Source organism: Pseudomonas helleri, assembly GCF_001043025.1.
Lineage (GTDB): Bacteria > Pseudomonadota > Gammaproteobacteria > Pseudomonadales > Pseudomonadaceae > Aquipseudomonas > Aquipseudomonas helleri.
The window spans coordinates 1-21,106 of sequence record NZ_JYLD01000021.1; the positions used below are offsets into that span (position 1 = coordinate 1).

Annotated in this window: 19 protein-coding genes and 1 pseudogene; 7 read left to right on the forward strand and 13 right to left on the reverse strand. The window is 57.7% G+C overall.

The features are described 5' to 3' along the window. The first annotated feature begins 85 nt into the window (after positions 1-85). Complete coding sequence (locus TU84_RS23580) at positions 86-1,183, forward strand: IS110 family RNA-guided transposase (RefSeq protein WP_048373599.1); 1,098 nt, start codon at positions 86-88, stop codon at positions 1,181-1,183. Between the two features lie 344 nt (positions 1,184-1,527). On the opposite strand, the gene pdxY is transcribed toward TU84_RS23580, so the two are convergent. After that, complete coding sequence (gene pdxY / locus TU84_RS23585) at positions 1,528-2,400, reverse strand: pyridoxal kinase PdxY (RefSeq protein ID WP_048373495.1); 873 nt, start codon at positions 2,398-2,400, stop codon at positions 1,528-1,530. Positions 2,401-2,513: 113 nt separating this feature from the next. Here pdxY and TU84_RS23590 point away from each other — a divergent pair, with 113 nt between their 5' ends. Continuing rightward, positions 2,514-2,921 (forward strand): DUF3301 domain-containing protein, encoded by a 408-nt coding sequence (locus TU84_RS23590; RefSeq protein ID WP_048373496.1) that lies wholly within the window; start codon positions 2,514-2,516, stop codon positions 2,919-2,921. A gap of 223 nt (positions 2,922-3,144) precedes the next feature. On the opposite strand, the gene TU84_RS23595 is transcribed toward TU84_RS23590, so the two are convergent. The 3 genes from TU84_RS23595 to zigA are packed head-to-tail and all read right to left on the reverse strand — an operon-like array spanning position 3,145 to position 6,015. Beyond that, positions 3,145-4,119: a CobW family GTP-binding protein gene (locus TU84_RS23595; RefSeq protein ID WP_048373600.1), complete on the reverse strand. Its 975-nt coding sequence runs from the start codon at positions 4,117-4,119 to the stop codon at positions 3,145-3,147. A 40-nt stretch (positions 4,120-4,159) separates the two neighbouring features. Beyond that, complete coding sequence (locus tag TU84_RS23600; RefSeq protein WP_048373498.1) at positions 4,160-4,810, reverse strand: DUF1826 domain-containing protein; 651 nt, start codon at positions 4,808-4,810, stop codon at positions 4,160-4,162. Beyond that, entirely contained in the window at positions 4,807-6,015 is a 1,209-nt protein-coding gene (gene zigA, locus TU84_RS23605; protein WP_048373500.1) for a zinc metallochaperone GTPase ZigA, read from the reverse strand. The genes TU84_RS23600 and zigA overlap by 4 nt, the downstream gene beginning before the upstream one ends. 149 nt (positions 6,016-6,164) lie before the next feature. Between zigA and folE2 the strand changes: the two genes are divergently transcribed. Beyond that, a complete protein-coding gene (folE2, locus tag TU84_RS23610; protein WP_048373502.1) occupies positions 6,165-7,061 on the forward strand; it encodes a GTP cyclohydrolase FolE2 in 897 nt (298 codons plus the stop codon). Between the two features lie 50 nt (positions 7,062-7,111). On the opposite strand, the gene TU84_RS23615 is transcribed toward folE2, so the two are convergent. Continuing rightward, positions 7,112-7,630 carry a DUF3617 domain-containing protein gene (locus TU84_RS23615; protein WP_048373504.1) on the reverse strand — a complete coding sequence of 173 codons (519 nt, stop codon included), beginning with the start codon at positions 7,628-7,630 and terminating at the stop codon, positions 7,112-7,114. A 115-nt stretch (positions 7,631-7,745) separates the two neighbouring features. Here TU84_RS23615 and TU84_RS26805 point away from each other — a divergent pair. The 3 genes and pseudogenes from TU84_RS26805 to TU84_RS23625 form a co-directional block, all read left to right on the forward strand. Further along, positions 7,746-7,832: pseudogene (locus tag TU84_RS26805) on the forward strand (hypothetical protein); the annotation flags it as partial. Continuing rightward, a complete protein-coding gene (gene cls, locus TU84_RS23620) occupies positions 7,825-9,204 on the forward strand; it encodes a cardiolipin synthase (protein WP_227024798.1) in 1,380 nt (459 codons plus the stop codon). The pseudogene TU84_RS26805 and the gene cls, both read left to right, overlap by 8 nt. 135 nt (positions 9,205-9,339) lie before the next feature. Next, on the forward strand, positions 9,340-9,822 hold the full coding sequence (locus TU84_RS23625) for a hypothetical protein (RefSeq protein ID WP_053225301.1): 483 nt from the start codon (positions 9,340-9,342) through the stop codon (positions 9,820-9,822). Here TU84_RS23625 and cfaB read toward each other — a convergent pair. The 6 genes from cfaB to TU84_RS23655 form a co-directional block, all read right to left on the reverse strand. After that, the gene (gene cfaB / locus TU84_RS23630; RefSeq protein WP_048373509.1) at positions 9,813-10,994 is read right to left on the reverse strand and encodes a C17 cyclopropane fatty acid synthase CfaB; all 1,182 of its coding nucleotides are present in this window, start codon (positions 10,992-10,994) and stop codon (positions 9,813-9,815) included. The two genes, TU84_RS23625 and cfaB, sit on opposite strands and share 10 nt — an antisense overlap. Positions 10,995-11,111: 117 nt before the next feature. Next, entirely contained in the window at positions 11,112-13,025 is a 1,914-nt protein-coding gene (locus tag TU84_RS23635) for a cation-translocating P-type ATPase (RefSeq protein WP_048373512.1), read from the reverse strand. Next, the gene (hflK, locus tag TU84_RS23640) at positions 13,022-14,080 is read right to left on the reverse strand and encodes a protease modulator HflK (RefSeq protein ID WP_048373514.1); all 1,059 of its coding nucleotides are present in this window, start codon (positions 14,078-14,080) and stop codon (positions 13,022-13,024) included. Before hflK (TU84_RS23640) ends, TU84_RS23635 begins: the two co-directional genes overlap by 4 nt. Next, a complete protein-coding gene (gene hflC, locus TU84_RS23645; protein WP_048373516.1) occupies positions 14,077-15,105 on the reverse strand; it encodes a protease modulator HflC in 1,029 nt (342 codons plus the stop codon). Before hflC ends, hflK (TU84_RS23640) begins: the two co-directional genes overlap by 4 nt. An 11-nt stretch (positions 15,106-15,116) precedes the next feature. Beyond that, positions 15,117-17,054 (reverse strand): protease modulator HflK, encoded by a 1,938-nt coding sequence (gene hflK, locus TU84_RS23650; RefSeq protein WP_048373519.1) that lies wholly within the window; start codon positions 17,052-17,054, stop codon positions 15,117-15,119. Between the two features lie 133 nt (positions 17,055-17,187). After that, positions 17,188-17,661 (reverse strand): Lrp/AsnC family transcriptional regulator, encoded by a 474-nt coding sequence (locus tag TU84_RS23655; protein ID WP_048373604.1) that lies wholly within the window; start codon positions 17,659-17,661, stop codon positions 17,188-17,190. A gap of 146 nt (positions 17,662-17,807) precedes the next feature. On the opposite strand from TU84_RS23655, the gene TU84_RS23660 reads away from it, so the two are divergent. Further along, positions 17,808-18,428, forward strand: coding sequence for a LysE family translocator (locus tag TU84_RS23660; RefSeq protein ID WP_174479347.1), 621 nt, complete (start codon positions 17,808-17,810; stop codon positions 18,426-18,428). A gap of 9 nt (positions 18,429-18,437) precedes the next feature. Here TU84_RS23660 and TU84_RS23665 read toward each other — a convergent pair whose 3' ends face one another. Next, positions 18,438-19,775, reverse strand: a complete 1,338-nt coding sequence (locus TU84_RS23665; protein ID WP_048373523.1) for a serine hydrolase domain-containing protein — start codon at positions 19,773-19,775, stop codon at positions 18,438-18,440. Between the two features lie 243 nt (positions 19,776-20,018). Then, the gene (locus tag TU84_RS23670; protein ID WP_048373525.1) at positions 20,019-21,092 is read right to left on the reverse strand and encodes an ABC transporter substrate-binding protein; all 1,074 of its coding nucleotides are present in this window, start codon (positions 21,090-21,092) and stop codon (positions 20,019-20,021) included. Between the last annotated feature and the right edge of the window lie 14 nt (positions 21,093-21,106).

A 21,106-nucleotide genomic window follows, 5' to 3' on the forward strand; every position in this document is an offset into this window, starting at 1 on the left:
GTAATTACATGGACTCGCCCAAGCCGAGGCGTCTGTGCGCCACGGTGGCATTCTATTAGAAGCCAACGACAGCGAGGGCGAGTCCATGAAAAAGAATACGACGACCAATCAGTACGTGCCAACCGATGTTTTGAAATGCACCGTCATTGCCGTAGACCTTGCTAAAAGGGTCTTCCAGGTGGCTGGTCAGGATGCTGCTGGCCTTACGGTGTATGAGGAACGCATCAATTCGCGTGAGTCCTTTCATGCATTTCTTCGTAAGCTGCCAACAAGCATAACCGTGCTGGTGGAGACCGGTCCGGGGGCTCAGGCATGGGCGCAACTGCTGAAAACTCAAGGCAATCCTGTCCGGATATTGCCAGCCCAGCATGTCGCCAATCACCGCAGCGGCCCCAAGAACGATCGTAACGATGCACTGGCCATATTGCGCGCAGGCAGAGATACCAGCATCTCGTCGGTACCGGTCAAGAGTGCTGCAGCCTTGGCTATGCAAGCTCTGCATCGTGTTCGGCAAGGTTACGTGCGCCGTCGCACGGCAATGAGTAATCAGATGCGCGGTTTGCTGTTGGAGCACGGTCTTGCCATGGCGCAGGGCGATTCCGCGTTTAGCCAAGGCATCCCCCGCATTCTGGAAGATGCCACTCAGCCATTGCCTGACATGTTGCGCGAATTAATTGATGAGTTACTGGGCGAATGGAGTCAGTTGGGCGAGCGTATCAACGTACTGACCGGTCGACTGGAAACAGCTGCAAAAAATGACGAAACAGCCAAGCGGCTGATGACCGTACGCGGTATCGGTCCGATTATTTCTACAGCAGTGATCGCTAAACAAACCGAGCCTGAGCGCTTCGCCAACGCGCGGCAGTTCGCTGCTTACTTTGGATTGGTGCCCAAGCAGAACAGCAGCGGAGAAAAAGTCCGATTGGGCAAGATGAGCAAGCATGGCGATGCCTACTTGCGAAGCTTGGCGATTCAGGGCGCTCACGCGGTGTTGAGGCAGGTGAAAGCTAATTCAGAGGATCCAGATGACCGGCGATTGCAACGCTGGGTGTCCAGGTTGGGCCGTAAAGAGGCGGCCGTCCGGTTAGCCAACCGCAACTTGCGCATCATCTGGGTGCTGTTACAAAACGACCAAACTTATCGCCGCCAAGTGAACAATGACCTGGAGAAAGCGATGAGCTAAGGATCCAAAGAGTTCTGCCACCGGGGTGTAAACCGCTCCAACCCATGCTTAAGAACATTGATCACAGGTCAGACCGTCGCGAATTTATGCCTGCGCTCCTACCGGCCCTTGAGGCCTAACTGTAATTGGCATATCGCGAGCTCATAAAATGTTGGCCAGAAGCCGATTATGGCTTCCTAGAATAGGCCTTATACATAGATGCAGCCGGGTGTCAGTGGGCAAAAGCGGGTTGACAGTGGGGGGCGAGTCCATACATAGGAGCGAGCTTGCCTCGCGATCTTTTAAACGATTAAAAAGATCGCGAGACAAGCTCGCTCCTGCACGGCATTGGCGAAAGTGGCAGCCTACAAACTGATCGGCACCGCCTCAAACCGCACACGCGGGTGGGCAATGCGGTCTTGCGCGCGCACCAGTTGCAACTCATAGCTGCTGCAGGCCTGGGTTTCGAGCAGCACTTCATGCACCGCTGCCGCTGCGAATTCAAAGGCCGCCACCAGGCTGTCACCCAGCAACACGCGCGCCAGGAATAACCCGGACGTCAGATCGCCCACGCCCACTGGCTGACGCGGAAAGGCCAGCAGCGGGCGGCGCAGGTGCCAACTGCCCTCGGCAGTCACCAGCAGCATCTCAAAGCTTTCTGCAGGCTTGCCGGGATACGACAAATGCTTCACCAACACCGCTTTTGGCCCACGCGCCAACAGGCTGCGCGCCATCGCCAGGCAATCGAAAAGTGATTGCGGCGCACGACCACAAAAGCTGTCCAGCTCCAACTGATTAGGGCACAAGAAGTCAGCGACGGCGGCCGCTTCGTCGAGCAGAAAATCACTTACCTCCTGCGGCACGATGCAGCCCTTCTCCGGGTGCCCCATCACCGGGTCGCACAGATACAGCGCATGCGGGTTGGTGGCCTTGATACGGGCCACGCCGCGCAGAATCGCCCGCCCTTGTGCCGCGCTGCCCAAGTAGCCCGACAGGACGGCATCACAGTTGCCCAGCTCGCCAATCGCAGCAATGCCATCAACCAGTGCAGGAATTTGTTCTGGGGCCAACACTTCGCCCGCCCACTGACCATACTGAGTGTGGTTAGAGAACTGCACCGTGTTCAGAGGCCAGACATTCACGCCAACACGCTGCATAGGAAACACAGCTGCGCTGTTGCCGGCATGGCCGAAAACCACGTGGGATTGGATGGCGAGTAAGTGAGGTGTACGTTTCATGCCGGATTCCATACTGCGGGTGGATTCAAGCCACGCAGTATGCGACTAAACATGACCTGTACGACAGGCTGAAGACACAGTTAAGCTGAACCCAATCTGTTGGAGCGCATTGAATGCTGACCCTGGGAAATATGTTTGTGCTGATGCTGCTGGCAACGGGCGCTGCCTGGCTGTGGCACAACCACGGCCTGCGTGAGCGTGCGCTCGAACGGGTCAAACAGCATTGTCGAAAACTCGATATTGAGTTGCTCGATGACAACGTGGCGCTGAAAAAAATTGGCTTTATCGCTGATGCCAATGGGCAAAAGCGCTTGGCCCGTGTGTATAACTTCGAATTTACGGTCACTGGCGATCAGCGCCATACCGGGACCATCACTCAGTTCGGCGCCCATAGCGCCAAAATTGACCTGCCGCCCTACCCGGTCAGGGCCGAGGAAGAACCTGAGCCAGCGGTCGTGCACAGCGCTCAGGTGATTGAACTCAGCCAATGGCGCCAGGAACACAGCAAGACCCGCCACTGAGTCGCCTTCATAACGTCCGCATCTGTCTGCGCTTGCCTCGCGATCTTCTGGTTGTCCAGAAAGACGCGAGTTGAGAGCGCCTGTGGATAACTTCGCTGAAACCCTTGATTTAGAAGCCTCGCGCCGATTTTTAGGCGATAAATCGGCTGCACACAGTTTAAATTGTAAGACAATTTTACCAGCACAAAATCCCGTAAACACTGGGTTTCAGGCCCTTCTTGGCTCAGCCCTCTGCCTTTATCAGGCAACTTTCCAGCCCGGCGCGGAGCACATCCAGGTCTTGCGGCTGCTCAAAGATCAATTCCAGGCGTGAATCCTGGCGCCACTCGCTGGGTTTCCAGGATTGCAGCGAGTTATCCACAGAATTACTCGAAAACCAGCCCTCTGAAGCCCTGACAACCAGCTTGGCGCGCCGCCAATCGAGGCTTTTCAGCCACTGCTGCAAGCGACTCACATCAAATTGCCGCGAGGCATGCCAGCGCCACCCCACACTCCAGCCTTCAGGTTGAAGCTGAGCCTGCTGAATAGGAATTCCAGGGTCAGTAAAAATGCTGCCAATCTGAATAATATCCTTATAAATCAATGACTTATCCACAGGATGAATATCTTTCATGTCGGCTGCAGGCAGCGATTTTAAAGGGATTCGGCCATTCTCGACCCACAAAATCGGGCACTTTGGCAGGCCGCATGCAATCTGCTCACGTTGCTCTTTTTGCACACTATGAGATTTATTCATGACCAATAAACCGGCACTTTTCAGGGCTGTTTGCTGGGTTTCGGGGAGCGTTTTTCCCTGAGCCATCGCCTCTGCATCGAGCACCATCACGCATGGCTGCAACGCCAAAACACCCAACCAGGGCGCTTCACTGAGCTGTTTTAAAATTTGCGCGGGATGCCCCAACCCCGACGGCTCGATAAACAAGCGATCAGGGCGGGCCTTGCGCAAGAGACGGCTCAAACCGATTTGAAATGGCGCACCGTTGACGCAACACACACAACCACCGGCCACTTCAGCAATGGCTATGGCGTCGCTTCCAGCGCCCATCAGGGCCGCATCCAGGCCAATTTGGCCGAACTCATTGACCAGTACAGCCCAGCGTTCGTCGGCGGGCTTTTGCGTCATCAGGTGCTGAATCAGGCTGGTTTTGCCGGCACCCAACGGTCCGGCAATTACGTGGGTAGGAATGTTCTGCAACATCATCGCCAGCTTCTGTTTTGATCGAAAGCAGCAATATGCCTCAGGCCAACCAATCCAGGGTCAAAATCAGTCGCCGTTCACCGTCTGCCAAGGCCGGAGAACGATGAATCAACCCCGCGCCCTCGTTGCCTTGCCATTTCTCGCCTTTGAGCAACGCCACATCACCGGTGTTCACCTGCTCAATACGCGATGGCTCGGCGGGTTCTGCCTGAGCCTGACCGAGATGACGACGGTTCATCACGCCTTCCTGCAACCACTGGCTCCCAAGCCCTGCGTACGTGGTAATAAGCCTGACAGGCACATGGTCGACGTGAAACCGCGGGCACATGGCCTTATCCAAGGCCCTGAGACGCAGGCCCACGCGTTTTGCGCCTAATAAACAGGCGTAGGCACTGACCAGCCAGGAAATATCAGCAATGAAGCCCTCATAGCCGTCCAGATCGTTAAATCGGGAGGCCAAGCCCTTGAGGTTGGGCTGGGCATTTTCATCGCCCATCTCAAGCACCAAGGCATCCGCCAGCGGTTCACCGAGCGAGAGCAACAGCTCTGCAAAATGGCTGATGTGCACTGGTAATTGGCGCTGCCAAATAGCCAGATTGACCTCATCATCGAGGATCCGCGTCATGGTTTCAGGCGTTTGCCCACTGACATGTCCGACCAACGGCCGGATAAGTCGTACAACGTTACTCATGCCGCCACCTCTTCATACCAGTCGCCGAACGGATCATTCAGTTGCTGCCAGCCCTCTACGCCGAGGGCCATTTCCTGGTCCGTGAGCAGGCAGGCATCCAGCTCGGCCGAAAGCAGGGCAAAGTCGATGTGCTGCCCGATAAACACCAGCTCCTGACGGCAATCGGCAGTCTCCGGCAGCCATTTTTTAAGAATTTCGGCCTTGGTTTCTGCGTCTTGTGGCCATTGTTCACGGGGCACGAAACGCCACCAGCGGCCGGCAAATCCGTAGCGCATCAGACCACCGGCCTGTGACCAACTGCCCGCCTCCTGGTACTTGCTGGCCAGCCAGAAAAAACCCTTGGAACGCAGCAGTTTGCCGTTGGTCCAGGGGCGATCAATAAAGTTAAAAAAACGCTCGGGATGAAACGGACGGCGCGCGCGATAAGCCGTAGAAGCAATGCCGTATTCCTCGGTTTCCGGCACGTGCTCACCGCGCAATTCTTGCAGCCAACCCGGTGCTTGAGCTGCACGTTCAAAGTCAAAACGGCCGGTATCGAGGATCTTTTTCAGCGGGATTTCACCCATCACCATCGGGATGATTTCGGCGTGTGCATTCAAACGCTCAAGAATGGCGATTAATTCCTGGCGCTCGACACTGCTGATCAGGTCAATTTTGCTGATCAAAATCACATCAGCGAATTCGATCTGCTCAATTAGCAGGTCAGTAATTGAGCGCTCATCATCTTCGCCCAAGGTCTCGCCACGGGACGCCAGGCTTTCTGCGGCTTGATAGTCATGCAGAAAATTCAGGCCATCGACCACCGTCACCATCGTATCCAGGCGGGCGATATCGGCCAGGCTTTGGCCCGACTCATCGCGGAAGGTAAAGGTTTCAGCCACTGGCAACGGCTCTGAAATGCCCGTGGATTCGATCAATAAATAGTCAAAGCGGCCGTCATTGGCCAACTTGCTGACCTCTTCCAGCAGGTCCTCACGCAAGGTGCAGCAGATGCAGCCGTTGCTCATTTCAACCAATTTTTCTTCGGCTCGGTTCAGGCTGACGTCTCGCTGAACCTCGCCACCATCAATGTTGATTTCACTCATGTCATTGACGATGACCGCCACGCGCAAATCCTCGCGGTTTCGCAAAATGTAATTCAACAGGGTGCTTTTTCCTGCACCGAGAAAACCAGACAACACGGTCACTGGTAGACGTTTACGCATGGGACTTCCTCATCAGGGTTGGCAGGTCAAAGCGCCCGCTTGAAGACTGACCCTATTCGGGCCTGCCGATAATGATACATTATAACAATACAAAGCATCAGAATTGTTATCTTGTAACACTCAGCCCAACCTCCCGATGGAAGACCTTTATGAATGCTTTAACCCTTCCCGACATTGCTTCACAAAACGCCCGACAAATTGTTCCACTGGATTGGGTCGGGATGTGTGGCATTGCCTTGCCGATTGTTATTGAAGGTCAGCGGCTCACGGCAACAGCCGACGCCGGCGTGAGTCTGGACGACGGCGAAGCGCGTGGCATTCATATGTCACGACTTTATTTAGCGCTCGAAATGCTCGAGTCGCAGGACCTGAACCCGCTACTTTTGAAAAAAATTTTGCAGCAATTTCTCGACAGTCACGATGATTTATCGATCTGTGCTTACCTGCGAATCCACACCCAGATGCTGTTAAAACGTCCGGCATTGGTCAGCCCACTGAGTGGTTGGAAGACCTATCCGGTGAGCATCGATGCGTCTCTGAAAAACGGAATGTTCCACGTGGAACTAAAAATTGAAGTGAACTACTCATCGACTTGCCCCTGCTCGGCGGCCTTGGCTCGCCAACTTATCCAGCAGCAATTCGTGAATGACTTCGCCAACAAGCCGTTAGAACACGCCGATGTTTTAGCCTGGCTAGGCAGTTCGCAAGGCATTGTGGCGACGCCTCACAGCCAAAGAAGTACGGCGATTTTGCAAACACTGCTCAGCAGCGATCAGCGAGCCCTGCCGATCGAAGTGATCATTGATGAGGCCGAAGCGGCGCTGGGCACCGCCGTACAGACCGCTGTGAAACGTGCTGACGAACAAGCCTTCGCCTTGGCCAATGGGCAGAACTTGATGTTTTGTGAGGACGCGGCGCGGCGGTTGAATGTGGCACTGAAGACAGTGCCAGGGGTGCAGGGTTTTAATCTGAAGGTTGTTCACGCTGAAAGTCTGCACAGCCATGACGCTGTGGCAGAGAGTCGCTGGAACTGGAAAGCGCATTAAACCAATGGAGGGGTCGCGCCGCGTGGAACACGTTGCGCGGCCCCTCTGAATTACGTGCGGGGTTTAACGGCGCCGCAGTTTTGCCCCAGCCACACAGCACGCGTGTCCATGCTGCCTTTTTGCGCAACGCCCGTTGCATTGAATGAGCCGATCACCGCGGTGGTGAACTCACGGTCACTGGCAAATGTGGCGACTCCTGCCCCCTGAGCATTTGGGCAACTAAAGCGAAACTTCCACTGATTTCCACTACGCTCAGTGATCTGCTGATTGCACCCGGACTTGGGATCAGCCAGCGGAATATCATCCGACTGCACCTGTTCGGGTGTCAGGCATACACGGATACCTTTACCGCCCAGGGTGACGCCTTGGCTTTCCAGCTGAGCTTTCATCTCCGGGGTCATCATGTTCTGAAACTGTCCTAACATTACCTGCAGGTCTGGCAACTGTTGGCCGTCTACCTGCATATTGCTCGAGGTCACTTCCCACAGACCCGGCTGCAGCATTTGCGCTTGGGCCACAGGGATCGAAAAACCACACGCTAGAAACACCCCTAGCAGACGAACATTCATTAAGTCACTCCTATGGAATTGTCAGCGTTAGACGCCGAATGATCGCGAGTGTTGCACTCGAAGCTGAATAGCACATTCGCATCAGAACACGGTCTGTTGTACTTAGCGTTGGACATTGAGGAGTAAGGATACGCATGGATTTTTTAGGCCCGCACGTCATTGGATACCTGATATTACTGCTCCACAGTTTAGGCTTGATTGCCGCCGTGCATGCAGTGTTAACCGTCAGAACAGCACAAGGCGCCATTGCCTGGGCCATGTCATTGTTCTTTATTCCCTACGTGACGCTCATCCCGTATCTGATCTTTGGCCGCAGCACCTTTGACGATTACATCAAGGCGCGCCGCGAAGCCAACCAGGAAATGCGTGAAGCCATCAGTGACTTGAACTGGCGCCCCTGGGTGGAAGAAGCCCTCACCGCTCGGAACTCCAAAGCATACGGTTCGTTGCGCGCTATGCCTCGATTGGGGCGAATGCCGTGCCTGGCGAATAACAGCGTGCGTTTGTTGATCAACGGTACCGCCACCTTTGACGCGATCTTCAAAGCCATTCGCGCTGCTGAAAAAGTCGTGCTGGTGCAGTTCTTCATCATTCACGACGACGACCTCGGCAAGAAGCTCCAGGCGCTCTTGCTGGAAAAAGCCGCCGAAGGCGTCGCGGTGTATGTGCTGTACGACAGCATCGGCAGCCACGCCTTGCCCAAAAGCTACGGCGAAACACTGCGTGCCGGTGGCGTGCAAACCTACGCCTTTGCCACACGCGGCAGCTGGATCAGCCGCTTCCAGATCAACTTCCGCAACCACCGAAAAGTGGTGGTCGTAGACGGCCTGCTGGGTTTTGTTGGCGGGCATAACGTGGGCGATGAATACCTCGGCGCCAAGCCTCCGCTCTCGCCATGGCGAGACACCCACGTCGAAGTTAGCGGCCCGGTGGTGGCCTGCTTGCAGGAGTCGTTTGCTGAAGACTGGTTCTGGGCATCGCGACAATTACCGCCGTTGATCCTGCCCAAGAGCTATCCCGAGACGGGCGTGCTCTGCCAATTCATGGCCAGCGGCCCGGCCGATCCTTACGAAACCTGCTCGCTGTTTTTCGTCGAAGCCATCCATGCTGCCAATGAACGGGTGTGGATCACCAGCCCATACTTTGTGCCCGACGAGGCAGTGTTCTCAGCCTTGCGCCTAGCCGTGTTGCGCGGCGTGGATGTGCGCATCCTGATACCGTCGCGCCCCGACCATAAAATCGTCTTCGCCGCGTCCAGCCTGTATGCCTTCGAAGCGGTTCGCGCAGGGGTGCGGGTGTTCCGTTACCAGCCCGGTTTTATCCATCAGAAGGCCGTATTGGTAGACAACGAGATCAGCGCAATTGGCAGCGCCAACATGGACAACCGCTCGTTCCGTCTTAACTTCGAAGTGATGCTGCTCACGGTAGACCAGGCGTTCGCCGCCGATGTGGAACACATGCTGATGGACGACTTCGCTCTGAGCCGCGAAATCACCAGTGAAGACATCAAGTCGACTCACCGCCTGCAGCAACTAGGTATGCGTGTGGCGCGTCTGGTTTCACCGGTTTTATAAGTACACGTAAGACATGTCTGAACCTGCGATCGGGCATGTCTGAAAAGCCTCCCGCGTTGAGACAGTCTCTTAGCCGCTCCTTAAGCTGCGTAGCTCGGTGCAATGCCGAGCTACTCAATATAAGGATCAACACTCATGAAATTTTCGCTGATGGGTTTGCTGTTCAGCATCACTTCGCTGGCTCAGGCTGAAACCACCCCGCCGCCCGTCGTCCCCGCCATTACCGTCGAGTTCGGCAAGCCAACGTACATTCATCGATTGCACTACAAGAAGATGTACAGCGAAAAACCTTTTGAAGAAGCCATCCTGTACTACTACGACAATGGCTTATACAAGATCATTTCCCCAGGCGAAAACCACTACGGCGCCTATGTGGTTGAAGGGGCGTTTACCGATGAGGAATACAAGATCAGCTACATATCCTTGCCCTCAACTGACTGGGGTGGAAACGTAGCGCGTCATGATCTTGTGTTTAAAAAGGAGGGCCTGACCTTCGAACAGAAAGCCGTGGCACAGGTGGATCAAAACATCCCACTGCAACATGGGCTTTACCTCCAGGAAATAAACCCTGAAGTAAGCCCTGTTGCAATTACGTGGGATTCACACGGTCAGCGATAAATATCCGCGCGTGTCGGTGGCAATTCAATAGAGCCATCGGCATGCGGTTTGGTCGCCAGGATCTGATCGATGTTGATCCAGCCATGGGCAAACGCGTAGGCACAACCTGCCAGGTACAGGCGCCAGATACGCAGGGTTTTTTCCGGGACCATTTTCGCAGCGGCTTCCAGATTGTTTTCCAGACGCTGACTCCAGTGATCCAGCGTGCGCGCGTAATGCAGACGCAAGCTTTCGACGTCGACCACTTCCAACCCTGCTTCGCTGATTTCGGCGGTGATCATCGACAGGTGCGGCAACTCACCGTTCGGGAACACATAGCGGTCGATAAAATCACCGGCCCCACGACCAACCGGACGGCCATCAGTGTGCTTGGCGGTAATACCGTGGTTCATCACCAGGCCGCCTTCACGCACCGCGTTGAAAAGGATGTTGCAGTACTCATTGAGGTTGGCGTGCCCCACGTGCTCAAACATCCCCACACTGACGATTTTGTCGAAGCGGCCGTCTTGCGGCAGATCGCGATAGTCGAGCAGTTGCAGGTCGACCTTGTCTTGCAGGCCCTCGGCCTTGACGCGTTCACGGCCCAACGCCAGTTGCTCTTTGCTCAGGGTAATGCCGAAAACTTTGACGCCGTACTCGCGTGCGGCAAAACGCGCCAACCCGCCCCAGCCACAACCAACGTCGAGCAAATACTCACCCGGCTTCAGGCGCAACTTGCGGCACAGCAGGCGAAACTTGGCTATCTGAGCTTCATCAAGGGTCTCTTCGCCGGTCTCGAAATAGCCACACGAATAGGCCATGTCCTTATCAAGCCACAGCTGATAAAAATCATTGGACAGGTCGTAGTGGTAAGAGATGGAAGCGGCGTCGATTTCTTTGTCGTGGTGAATACGCGTAGGTCGAGTGTCCTCTTCCTCCACCAGCGCTTGGCTCAATTCATCACACACACGAATCACTTCTTTGACGGAGCCTTCCAGCTCTAGCTTCCCCTCAACAAAAGCGGTGCCCAACAGATCAAGGCTGGGGTGGGTAAACTCGGCAACCAATTGCGGGTCTTTGACCACAATCGTGACACTAGGCTTTGGCCCTAGATCGAATTGGTTTCCATCCCAAAGTTTAAGGCGTAATGGAAGATGAAGTTTCTGTAAAGCCGGTGGCAGTTGCGCGAGCATCAGTAAGTCCTCCTTCAATTCAGACATCGAAACTATAGGGTAGTCGATTAACCGAAACTGTCAGCTCAGTGAGCTGACAGCCAGAAGCCAGAGCGTGCGTGATGCGTTTTCAGACCCTTACTGCGGCGTTTCTGACGCCACCAACGGCTCATGAAAACGAAGCAAACGTCCAGCATTCCCCAACACCAATAACGTACTCAAGTTGTGCAGCAGCGCGGCAATCATGGCGCCAGCCGCCCCTAACCAACCAAATGCAGCGGCGGCAACAATCGCCAGTGTCCAGCCCAGCCCGATGACCACATTGACCTGCAGGGTGTGCCGGCATTCACGGCTCAGTCGTACACACGTTCCCAAACGCCGCAAGTCACTGCCGATCAACACGATGTCGGATGACGCCAGGGCAATGTCCGCACCGCCCGCCCCCATCGCAACACCCACCACGCCGGCTTTAAGTGCCAGCGAATCGTTGATCCCGTCACCGACCACCATGGGCCTGAAGCCACTGTCGATTTCGCCCAGTACACGCTTCAATTTATCTTCGGGCAAGGCTTGGGCTTGTACTTCACTGATGCCCACCGCCTGCGCCAAATGGTCCGCCACACTTTGCCGGTCACCCGTCAGCAAGACCTGACGCCCCAGCCCCAGCTCGCGCAATTCGCGCAGCGCCTGTTGGGCTTCGGGCTTAACGCTGTCTGCCAACAATAACCAGCCAAGAAACTGTGTGTCCAATGAAAGACCTGCAATAGGGCCATCATGGTCCGGCACCGGGGTTGTGGTAATAGTCAATTGGTCGAATAACTCCGGCCGCCCCAACGCCGCTTCGCCCTGTGCGGTTCTGGCCACGACGCCCAAACCCTGGCGCTCGCGCACATCCTCCAGCGTCAGCAATTGGTCATGGCTGACCAGCCCGGCCAACGCCCGGCTCACCGGATGGCTGCTGGCAGCGCCCAAACTGGCGGCCAGTTGCAGCAACGTCTGATGCTCCGTGAGCGGTGTGTCGATGGCTTGCAGGCGCAACGTGCCGTAGGTCAGGGTGCCGGTTTTATCCACCACCAGGGAGGTCAAATCTGCCAGTTCTTCAAGGAACGCCGAGCTGCGAATCAAGATCCCGTGACGCGCCGCCACGGCGATCCCGGCAATGGCGGTGGCCGGTGCAGACAGCACCAACGCGCATGGGCACGCCGCCACCAACACCGCGAGCATGGCTTGGGCATCGTTGGTGATAAACCAGGTCACGGCGGCAATCATCAACACCAGCACCATGTACCCGCCCGCATAGCGTTCAAGCAAACGGGTGATCGGCGGCTTGGCGCGTTCGGCGTTTTGCATCAGGGCAATGACTTTGCCCAGCGTCGACTCTTCACCGGTGCGTGTCACCTCAACGCGCAGCAGGCCGTCCAGGTTGATCGCCCCCCCGTAAATGGGCATGCCCACGCTGACTTCCAGCGGTACCGATTCCCCGGTGATCGACGCCGTGTCGAGGCTGGCCTGGCCCGCCAACACCACACCATCGGCCGGCACACGATCCCCGGCGCGCACTTCAACCTGGTCCCCGGTCTTGAGCGTGCTGTTGTCGACCTCCAGCAAACGGCCGTCGGCCTGAAATAACCGCGCCTGGCTGCGGGTCAGTTTGCCCAGCGCATGAATGGCTTCTTGCGAACCGATCACGCTGCGCTCTTCCAGCACGTGGCCAAAAATCATGATGATCGGCAACAGTGCAGCGGTCAGCAAATCGCCGGTGGCCCACGCGCCCAACATCGCCAGGGCGATCAGTTGATCGGTGATGCCGTGCAGGCTCGGATAACGCAGGCTGTACCATGCCGAACGCATCACCGGCACCGCCACCAACAACGAGGCAAACCCCAATAACAATTGGCTGGTGCCCACTTGCAGGGGCATGAACCAGCGCCACACCAGCCCCAAGGCCAGCAACCCCAGCGCCAGCATCGCCAGCGTCAGTTGCCGCGCAGCGCTGCGTTGCTCGGCGCTGCTCAGCATGCTGACCACGGGTTGCGTTGCAGACGTACTCATTGTTCGGCTCCCTGAATAATCAGACGGGAATCATCTTTAGGATCAACGGTGGTCACAGAGCCCGCCTGCCCGAGAATTTTTGGCACCCGCTCGCGGTACAAACGCAGCAGCAAACCAGGGTCATTACCGGCCTGTTGTACCTTGGCCAAATTGACGATGGCCGCCGTGTCCGATTGCGCCAAGGCCAATCGTTCGCTGGCTTGGGCATGGGCTTGCTCAACCGTGCGGTCGGCTTCCTGGGTGGCGTTTTGGGTCGTTTTAGCGGCATCGTTGCGTGCGTTGGCCACGGCTTTGTCGGCTTGCTGGCTGGCCGTCAGAACCGCGTTAAACGCGTTGACGGCCGGGCCCGGCAAACTCGATTGCACATCGACCCGCACCACCTCCAGACCAATGCCCTGCCCCGTTGCCGTCAGCGCCGCCAGTTGCTGATTGATGCCTTGCACCAAATCACCGCGCAAACGCTCACGGCGTTCCGCCGACTGTTTATCGCTGCCGAGCAGCTCCGGGCGCGCCACTAAAATGGTGTCCAGATCCCGTGCGGCGGTCAGCGCCACCGCGCTGCGGGTGACCACACGATCCAGTGCTGGCAACACATGCTCCGCTTGCAGCACGTAGGCATAAGGATCGGTGACGTTGTAGAACACCCGCACATCCAGTTGCACAACGCCCGCATCACCGGTCAGCAAATACCCGGAACCAGCCAGGGCATCGTTGATGGGCGTGGCAAAAGTGGCCACCCGATCCGCCTGCAGGGCGCTGTCCGAGCGCAGCAGGTTTTCGATCCGGCGCTCACTCACGCGGTCGGCGGCGGGCACAATCACCACTTGTTCAAAAGGCCGCGGCCAGGCCAGCAGCAAGCCGGCATTCTGGATGCGGTCCAGCGCACCAAAGCGCAACACCACTGCGCGGTTCTGCGGATCGATCTGCCGCACATTCGACACACCCCACGCCACGGCGGCGAACACCGTCACGGCATACAAGCCCAAAAACGCTAAACGCCCCGCTTGTTGCCACGGGCTGCTGACACGTGGCGTGTCTTCAGATGAGCCACTCATGGATGCGACCCAGCCTTGTTATCCATGGACGGCGGCCCATCGACCAACACCCGGAACGGCGCCGCATCGGTGCGCAAAATCACTTTGGTGCCGGGGTTAACCATGGTCCCCAACGTGTCGAGCGAGCGCAGCATGTTGTACAGCTCTGGCGAACTGGCGTACGCCTGACCATAAATTTTCGCCGCCTCGACCCGCGACTGCGCTTCGATGTCCGCTGCTTTCACACTGGCATCGGCCTGCAGAATGCGCGCATCGCGCTCGGCCGCCGAACGGATTTGTGCCGCTTCGCGCTTGCCCACCGCAGTGCGTTCAGTGGCGATGGTTTCACGCTCGGCGCGCATGCGATCGACCGTGGCGGTGAGCGTGACCGACGGCAACGTCAGCCGCTCAACCCCAACTTGCAACACACGCACGCCATAGGTGCTGAGCAATTGCTGTTCGATTTGCTGGCGCAGTTGCGCTTCGAAGTCGGCAATTTTGACTTGGCTGGCATCGGTGTTGACCAAACTGGACAGGTCAAAACTGGCGGCTGTGGTTTCCAGCGCCGAGCCGACAAAGGTCCGAATTTGCCGGGCGGCTTCATCGGGCTGGTTCTGTACCGCGCGCATAAAACGCTGCACGTTCTCGGCATCGCCCTGCACCTGCCAGGCCACGTAGGCCTGCACGATAATGCGCAGGCCGTCGCGGGTGCCGACGTCTTGCAGACCGCTGGAAGTGGTGCGCAAACGCAGGTCTACCGGCACGCTGACTTCAAACGGTGCGGGCCAGCGCCAGCTCAATCCAGGCTCCAGCAGCACCCGCGCCGGGTTACCGAAACGGGTGATAACAGTGGCTTCGCCGGAACGCACCTGCACCAGGCTGGCGGCTGCTACGGCAAATAAAACCAGCAAAGCGGCCCAGCCCATGCGCCGCCATGGGAACGGGCTCGGCTCATGTTCGTCACCATGATGGTGGTGATGATGGCCGTGATGCGCGTGGCCGTGGTGGTGGCCGCCGTGCGCGTGATGATCGTGTGAGTGGCTCAAAACAAAGCTCCTTACTGAACAGCTTTACGCGGCGCGACAGGATCGGCCGGCAGCGTGAAAGAACGCAGATCGAGGGTCGGCGCGTTGCCGTTGCCCCCAAGGCGGTGGTCGAGAATCAAAAGTTTGGCGTTGTTCATGCCTTGGCTGAGCTGGCTCAAATACTGCTCAAGAACAAAGGCGTGACCGGCCTCGCGGTAGGCTTTTTGTTCGGCGCCAAAGCGCAGGTCCGAGGTCTGCGCCGTCGCGTTCACTTCACGCGCCGAGGCATTGGCTTGGTCCAGCGCCATGCTGGCCTGCAATTGCGCAACGTTGGCTTGCTCGCTGGCCGCGCCACGCTCGCGGGCAATCAAGGCCTGGGCGCTGATTTGTGCCGCCTGAACGGCGTGATACGCGTTGGCCGCCCCGGCAGGCGGATGGATAGCCTCAACCACCGTGGCCAGAATCTCGACGCCGCTGTCCAGCGAATCCAGATCGGCCTGCACGGCACGGCCAATGTCACTGGCCAACTCGGTACGTTGTTCGCCGAGCAAATCATCGAGGGTGCGCGAGGCAAAGTCGTGCACCAGGATGCGGCTCGCGGTACTGCGAATCAGCGTCGGCACATCGGCACTGTGGTACGTCGCGGCAATCGCGGCCTGATCGCTCAAGCCAATGCGGTACACAAAACGCACGTCCATGTTCACGATCTGAAAGCCCTGCTTGTCACCGCCACCACTGGCAATGACCTGGGATTTGTCGTTCACATGCGTCGCGTCCCACAAGCGGTTGGCAGTCAACGGTGGCAAGCCGTCAGCCGACGCCAGCACAGGGTCCGCCGCCGACTCGGTGCTGGTCGCCAGTTCATGCACCACCCCGTTTTCGACCATCAGCACCCGGCCCAACGGCCAAGGCAGCCCTGCGTGCAAACCCGGCCCGAATACTTCAACCGGCTTGCCAAAACGTTCATAAATGCCGCGCCCTTGCAGCGGGACTTCATTCACACCGCTGAGTATCCAGCCCACCGCGACGATGACCGCCAGCACCGGCAGAAACGCTTTGCGCATGTAACTGAACGCCCAGATTTGCCGCAGGTCGATGCCAAACCGGTTATGCAATTCGTGCTGCAGCGCCAGCAGCGGTTGCGGTGGCCAGCGCAGCATCCCGGCAATAAAACTCTGCGCAATCATGCGCGGTTCAAGCCGGTCGCGGCGTGGGCTGAAAATCGCCGCCACGGCCCGAAGGATTAACTCAATCGCCACCGCCGCGGGCAGCACGCCCAGCAATACCGCAAGGCGAGCGGGCCATTCGGCCTCGGCGCTGCTGAACAGCAGGCATAACGCACTGAGCAAAAAAGTGAGGATCGGCACACGCACCAGCGGCGCCAGTAAGCGGGCTTCCGGCCAGCGTGCTTCGGGTTGCTGCGCCAGGTAGCGTTCGAACACCAGCAATGCAAACGCCAGCAACACCGCCACCCCAGCAGCCACTCGCCCGGCCGTGCCTAAATCGGCACCGGCCAGCGACACGTCCCAACTGTGCTGCACACACCACACGGCCAGGCCACCAACGCCCGCCAGCCAAAAGACCGGCGCCCCGATCGAGGCCAAAAACCGATGCGACCCGCGACTCAACCGTTGGCAAAAACGCTCGTAGGCACTGAGTGGCTCGGCGGGCTGTTCTTCGATCAATTCAGGTGCAGGATTGAGCGCTACCTTGCGCCAGTCCGCCACCCAAAACGCCGATTGCGCCCCTGCCGCCACCACCAATAACGCGGCGACGTTGTTATTGAGCAGCGCAGGCCACAACGAGCTCGGGGCAAACAGACCAATAAAAAAACCGACCGTCCAGAGCATGATTGCCAGGGCGGCCAGTCCAACGCCTAACTGAAAAAGTTGACGCGCCTGAACGGTGGCACTTTGAAAACGAGACAAAGACTCAAGGCCACCCTCCTCGGCATCTAAATCGACACGCATGGAAGCTCCACTGTTTGATGAATATAGTTACGATATAACAAACAGTGTGAAACTTCTGCGGGCGGCCAGCGATCTTCATCTTGGCGCGGAGCCGGCGATAAACAGTCCGAAACGTGGACCGTATTTAAAGCGGCTAAACCGGTAAATGATTGAGTGGCAGGACAGCCGGCGCCTTAACCGTCTGGATCGCAAAGTTACTGCGAATATCACTGACACCCGGCAATTTGAGCAGCACGCCGGTTAAAAATCGCTCATACCCGCGTAAGTCTGGCACCACAACCTGCAGTAAAAAATCAGATTCTCCTGACACTAAAAAAGCCGAAATCACTTCTGGCAATGCCGTTACAGCGACACGAAACGCCTCCGCCTCATCTTCGTGATGGCGCTCAACCTTGATCCCGATAAACACCGTTAACCCCAAACCGACCTCATCGCGATCCAGGTTGGCCTGATAACCGCGAATCACCCCCGCCTCTTCCAGCAACCGAACCCGACGCAAACACGGCGACGCAGACAGGCCAATTTCGTCGGCCAAGTCCACATTGCTAAAGCGCCCATCACGCTGCAAAGCGTCGAGAATGCGCCGGTCAAAAGCATCCAATTTTATTTTTGGCATATTCAAATTCTTTTGATGATCAAAAAGGTGGTTTCTGCCAAGACTAGACCTTCTTGAGGCTGAATACGCAACCACCTGCGCGTGCCTTCCCCCCTAAAATCGTGGCTCACCTGCTATCGAGATGGATCGCCATGGGGATGTTTCTGATTGCGCTGGTTGTGATTTACCTGATGCCCGGGCCGGACATGATATTGCTGCTGCAAACCGGTGCCCGACATGGGCGTGCATTGGCCCTCAGCACCGCGTTGGGCTTGGGCATTGCCCGGGCCTGTCATGTTTTTCTGGCCGCGGTGGGCTTGGCTGCACTGTTTAAAACAGCGCCCTGGACCTTTGATGGCGTGCGTTTGATCGGCGCAGCTTATTTAGTGTGGCTGGGCGTGCGCATGCTCAAACCCGGCATGCTCACCCACTTGACCCTCGCCACGGGCGTGGTCAAAGAACCTGAATTGACCTGGTCTGGCGCGCTGCGACGTGGCGCGTTGACCAACCTGCTCAACCCCAAGGCCTTGCTGTTTTGCTCGGTGCTGCTGCCGCAATTTATCGACAACCAGGCAGGCACCGTGGGTGCACAGTTTTTTGGCTTGGGCGTGGTACTGGTGATCGTCGGCCTGATGTTTGACAGCCTTTACGCCATGGCCGGGGCCTCGTTGGGTCAATGGCTCAACAACAGCCCCCGGGCACAGCGTGTTCAACAGTGGTTATTTGGCAGCCTGCTGATCGGTTTCGCCTTGCGCCTGGCGTTCGTTCAACAGGCCTGAGCCGCAGGTCTACGGCTGCGGGTGGGCAATCAAGTGCTTGGCCAGCGCCTCGAATGCCGGGATGGTCACCGGGTCGTTTGCCGCGTTGCCGGCAATCGGATTGGACGCATAGCGCACGATCACCATCTCGGCTTTAGGGTCGATGTAGGTGCGCTGCCCATACACACCCCGCGCCATGAAGGCGCCATCGGCGTTGTGCGTCACCCACCACATGTCGCGATAACTGCCACCTTTGAGCAGGTCATAACCGGCTTTGGCAAACGCGGCTTTATCGCCACCGGCGCGAATATCATCCACCACGGCCTTGGGCACGATTTGCTCGCCCAGGTACTGGCCGTTATTGCGGATCATCTCGCCAAACCGCGCCATGTCCCGCAGCCCGGTGTTCAACCCACCACCGGCAAACGGCGTACCGATGGAGTCCACAGAGAAGTACGCATCCTGTTCGGCGCCCAGGCGCTGCCAGATTTTTTCTGACAACAGTTGTGCCACGTTTTTCCCGGTGACACGGGCAATCACCCAGCCCAGCACATCGGTGTTCACCGTTTTATAGGCGAAGGCTTTACCGTGTTCACCCTCGGGTTGCACGGTCTGCAAGTACTCCATATACGTTTGCGGGCCGGTGTAATCCTTGGGCTTGGGCAGCGGGTTACCCGCCTGTGCGTGCTTCCAGACCTCAGCGTTGGGATCGGCATAGTCTTCGCTGAATTTAAGCCCGGTGGTCATGTCCAGCACCTGGCGCAACGTTGCGCTGCCAAAGGCTGACTTGGCCAACTCGGGCACGTAATCCGCCACTTTTTTATTGGCATCCAGGGTGCCATCGGCCACCAGCATGGCGCCCATCGTGCCCACCACCGATTTGGTCATGGACATGGCGGCATGCTGGCCTTGGGGGCTCAACACGCCGAAATACCGCTCATAGACAATTTTGCCGCGGTGCAGCACCACAATGCCGTCGGTGTAATTGGCCGCCAGCGACTGCTCCCAGGTCATCGTTTTTTGCCCACCGAGGGGCGTAAACGTCAGGGCGTCGATATCGCTGCGCAACGCCTGCGCCAACGGCACGGGCGCGTCCAAGCCACGGGACACATTGGTGGTGGGCATCAGTTGGCGGAAGTTGGAAACGCTCCAGCGCATGGCCGGAAACTTGAAATAACTGCCATCGGCAAACCGCACAATCCGGTCAGGCGGCGGAGGCGCGCCGACCATCCAACCCAGGGTCTTGGGGTCACTGGCGGCGGCATCGGGGTAAGTCGTTTTATCGCCAGCACAGGCGATGGACGCTGCCAGGCAAGACAGCAAGAACACCACGCTTGTGCGTGCGGGTTTGAACAAATGCTTAAGCATACAAACGCCTCAATAAAGGAACGAGACCCGGCCAAGCGCTGAGTTGATTGTTCCATTACCAACCCATAGCCGCGCACTACCCTGCGGTATGAGAGGTTAGCTTGTATAGCTTCATGTGGCAGTGAACCTGCCTCTGTGGGAGCGGGCTTGCTCGCGATGGTCGTTAACGATGGCGCGTATCCGCTGAGCCCATGAGGCACCCTGAAGACCATCGCGAGCAAGCCCGCTCCCACGCATTCCCGATTAGTCCTGCAACGACGCGTGCGCCTGTTCCAGGAAGCTCGCATCAGCCCAATCGGTCACGCGGAAGTCGCCTTTGATGTAGCCGTGCTCGCGCAGGAATGTCTTTTTCAATTCCAGCGCAGCGAGGTTTTGTGCCGACAGTTGTGGCACAAAATCACGCCCGTGCAGGGCCGCACGTACCAGCGCCGGGTCGCTGTTGAAGGTCACACGGGTGAACAGTTCAGCGGCAGCGTCGGGGTTGGCATTGATCCAGCGACCAGCCCGAATCGCGGCGCGCAGAAAGGCCACCACCAGTTCAGGATGCTGGCGGGCGAAGTCAGTATTGACCGCGGTGGTGTATGGCCCGTTGGAGATTTTCAGGGTCCAGTCGGTGTAGCGCTCCAGGTCTTCGATCACTGTGTATTTGCCCGTCGCCACCAGCGATGCGGCGGTGCTGGCCTGTACCAGAATCGCATCGACGCGGTCATCGGCCAGGGCCTGAATATCCACAGGCGGCTGACCACGATGAGCCTTGATTTGCGTCCAGAGTTCAACCGGGCGCTGCGACGGTTGCAGGAAGCTTGGGTCATCGTCGTCAGCCAGATCAACCCACTGCACCTGCTCGGTGCTCAACCCGGCCAGTTCCAATACCAGCAGCAAACCGTGCTGGGCCGTGGCGCGGGCGAAGTCGATCTTGTCGTCACTCTGGCTTTTGAACAGGCCGATACGCCGTCCGGCCAGGTCCTGCACCCGGCGGATCCCCGAACCTGCACGCACCACCACTTGGCCGGCGCGCTGGCTGGCGGTGGTGGCGATCAGCGTGGTGTCGGTCAAATCAGCCTTGGCCCACAGGGTCGGAATCGCCCCGCCATCGCGAAACAGCGGGTTAAACGAGTGACGGTAATGCGGCAGCCAGCCGCCATTTTCAGGCAACGAACGCAGGAAGGTGGCCTTGCCGCCAGCGCGCTTGAACTCTTCATCCAGCCAACCCAGCTCCACGGCAATATTGGACGCGACCAACACCGGGCAGATGGTGTAGTAGGCCTCTACCGGGTCAGCGACCAGACGCGGTTTTTCATGCAGTACGGTACTCATTGCGACACTCCTTG

What these genes read in the sequence shown, in the direction of transcription:
- TU84_RS23580 (WP_048373599.1), top strand. Translation starts at nt 86, where the DNA reads ATGAAAAAGAATACGACGACCAATCAGTACGTGCCAACCGATGTTTTG.
- folE2 (WP_048373502.1), top strand. Translation starts at nt 6,165, where the DNA reads ATGAATGCTTTAACCCTTCCCGACATTGCTTCACAAAACGCCCGACAA.
- TU84_RS23595 (WP_048373600.1), bottom strand. Translation starts at nt 4,119, where the DNA reads ATGTTGCAGAACATTCCTACCCACGTAATTGCCGGACCGTTGGGTGCC.
- TU84_RS23625 (WP_053225301.1), top strand. Translation starts at nt 9,340, where the DNA reads ATGAAATTTTCGCTGATGGGTTTGCTGTTCAGCATCACTTCGCTGGCT.
- cfaB (WP_048373509.1), bottom strand. Translation starts at nt 10,994, where the DNA reads ATGCTCGCGCAACTGCCACCGGCTTTACAGAAACTTCATCTTCCATTA.
- TU84_RS23660 (WP_174479347.1), top strand. Translation starts at nt 17,808, where the DNA reads ATGTTTCTGATTGCGCTGGTTGTGATTTACCTGATGCCCGGGCCGGAC.
- TU84_RS23615 (WP_048373504.1), bottom strand. Translation starts at nt 7,630, where the DNA reads ATGAATGTTCGTCTGCTAGGGGTGTTTCTAGCGTGTGGTTTTTCGATC.
- pdxY (WP_048373495.1), bottom strand. Translation starts at nt 2,400, where the DNA reads ATGAAACGTACACCTCACTTACTCGCCATCCAATCCCACGTGGTTTTC.
- hflK (WP_048373519.1), bottom strand. Translation starts at nt 17,054, where the DNA reads ATGCGTGTCGATTTAGATGCCGAGGAGGGTGGCCTTGAGTCTTTGTCT.
- zigA (WP_048373500.1), bottom strand. Translation starts at nt 6,015, where the DNA reads ATGCGTAAACGTCTACCAGTGACCGTGTTGTCTGGTTTTCTCGGTGCA.
- TU84_RS23665 (WP_048373523.1), bottom strand. Translation starts at nt 19,775, where the DNA reads ATGCTTAAGCATTTGTTCAAACCCGCACGCACAAGCGTGGTGTTCTTG.
- TU84_RS23590 (WP_048373496.1), top strand. Translation starts at nt 2,514, where the DNA reads ATGCTGACCCTGGGAAATATGTTTGTGCTGATGCTGCTGGCAACGGGC.
- TU84_RS23635 (WP_048373512.1), bottom strand. Translation starts at nt 13,025, where the DNA reads ATGAGTACGTCTGCAACGCAACCCGTGGTCAGCATGCTGAGCAGCGCC.
- TU84_RS23600 (WP_048373498.1), bottom strand. Translation starts at nt 4,810, where the DNA reads ATGAGTAACGTTGTACGACTTATCCGGCCGTTGGTCGGACATGTCAGT.
- hflK (WP_048373514.1), bottom strand. Translation starts at nt 14,080, where the DNA reads ATGAGTGGCTCATCTGAAGACACGCCACGTGTCAGCAGCCCGTGGCAA.
- TU84_RS23670 (WP_048373525.1), bottom strand. Translation starts at nt 21,092, where the DNA reads ATGAGTACCGTACTGCATGAAAAACCGCGTCTGGTCGCTGACCCGGTA.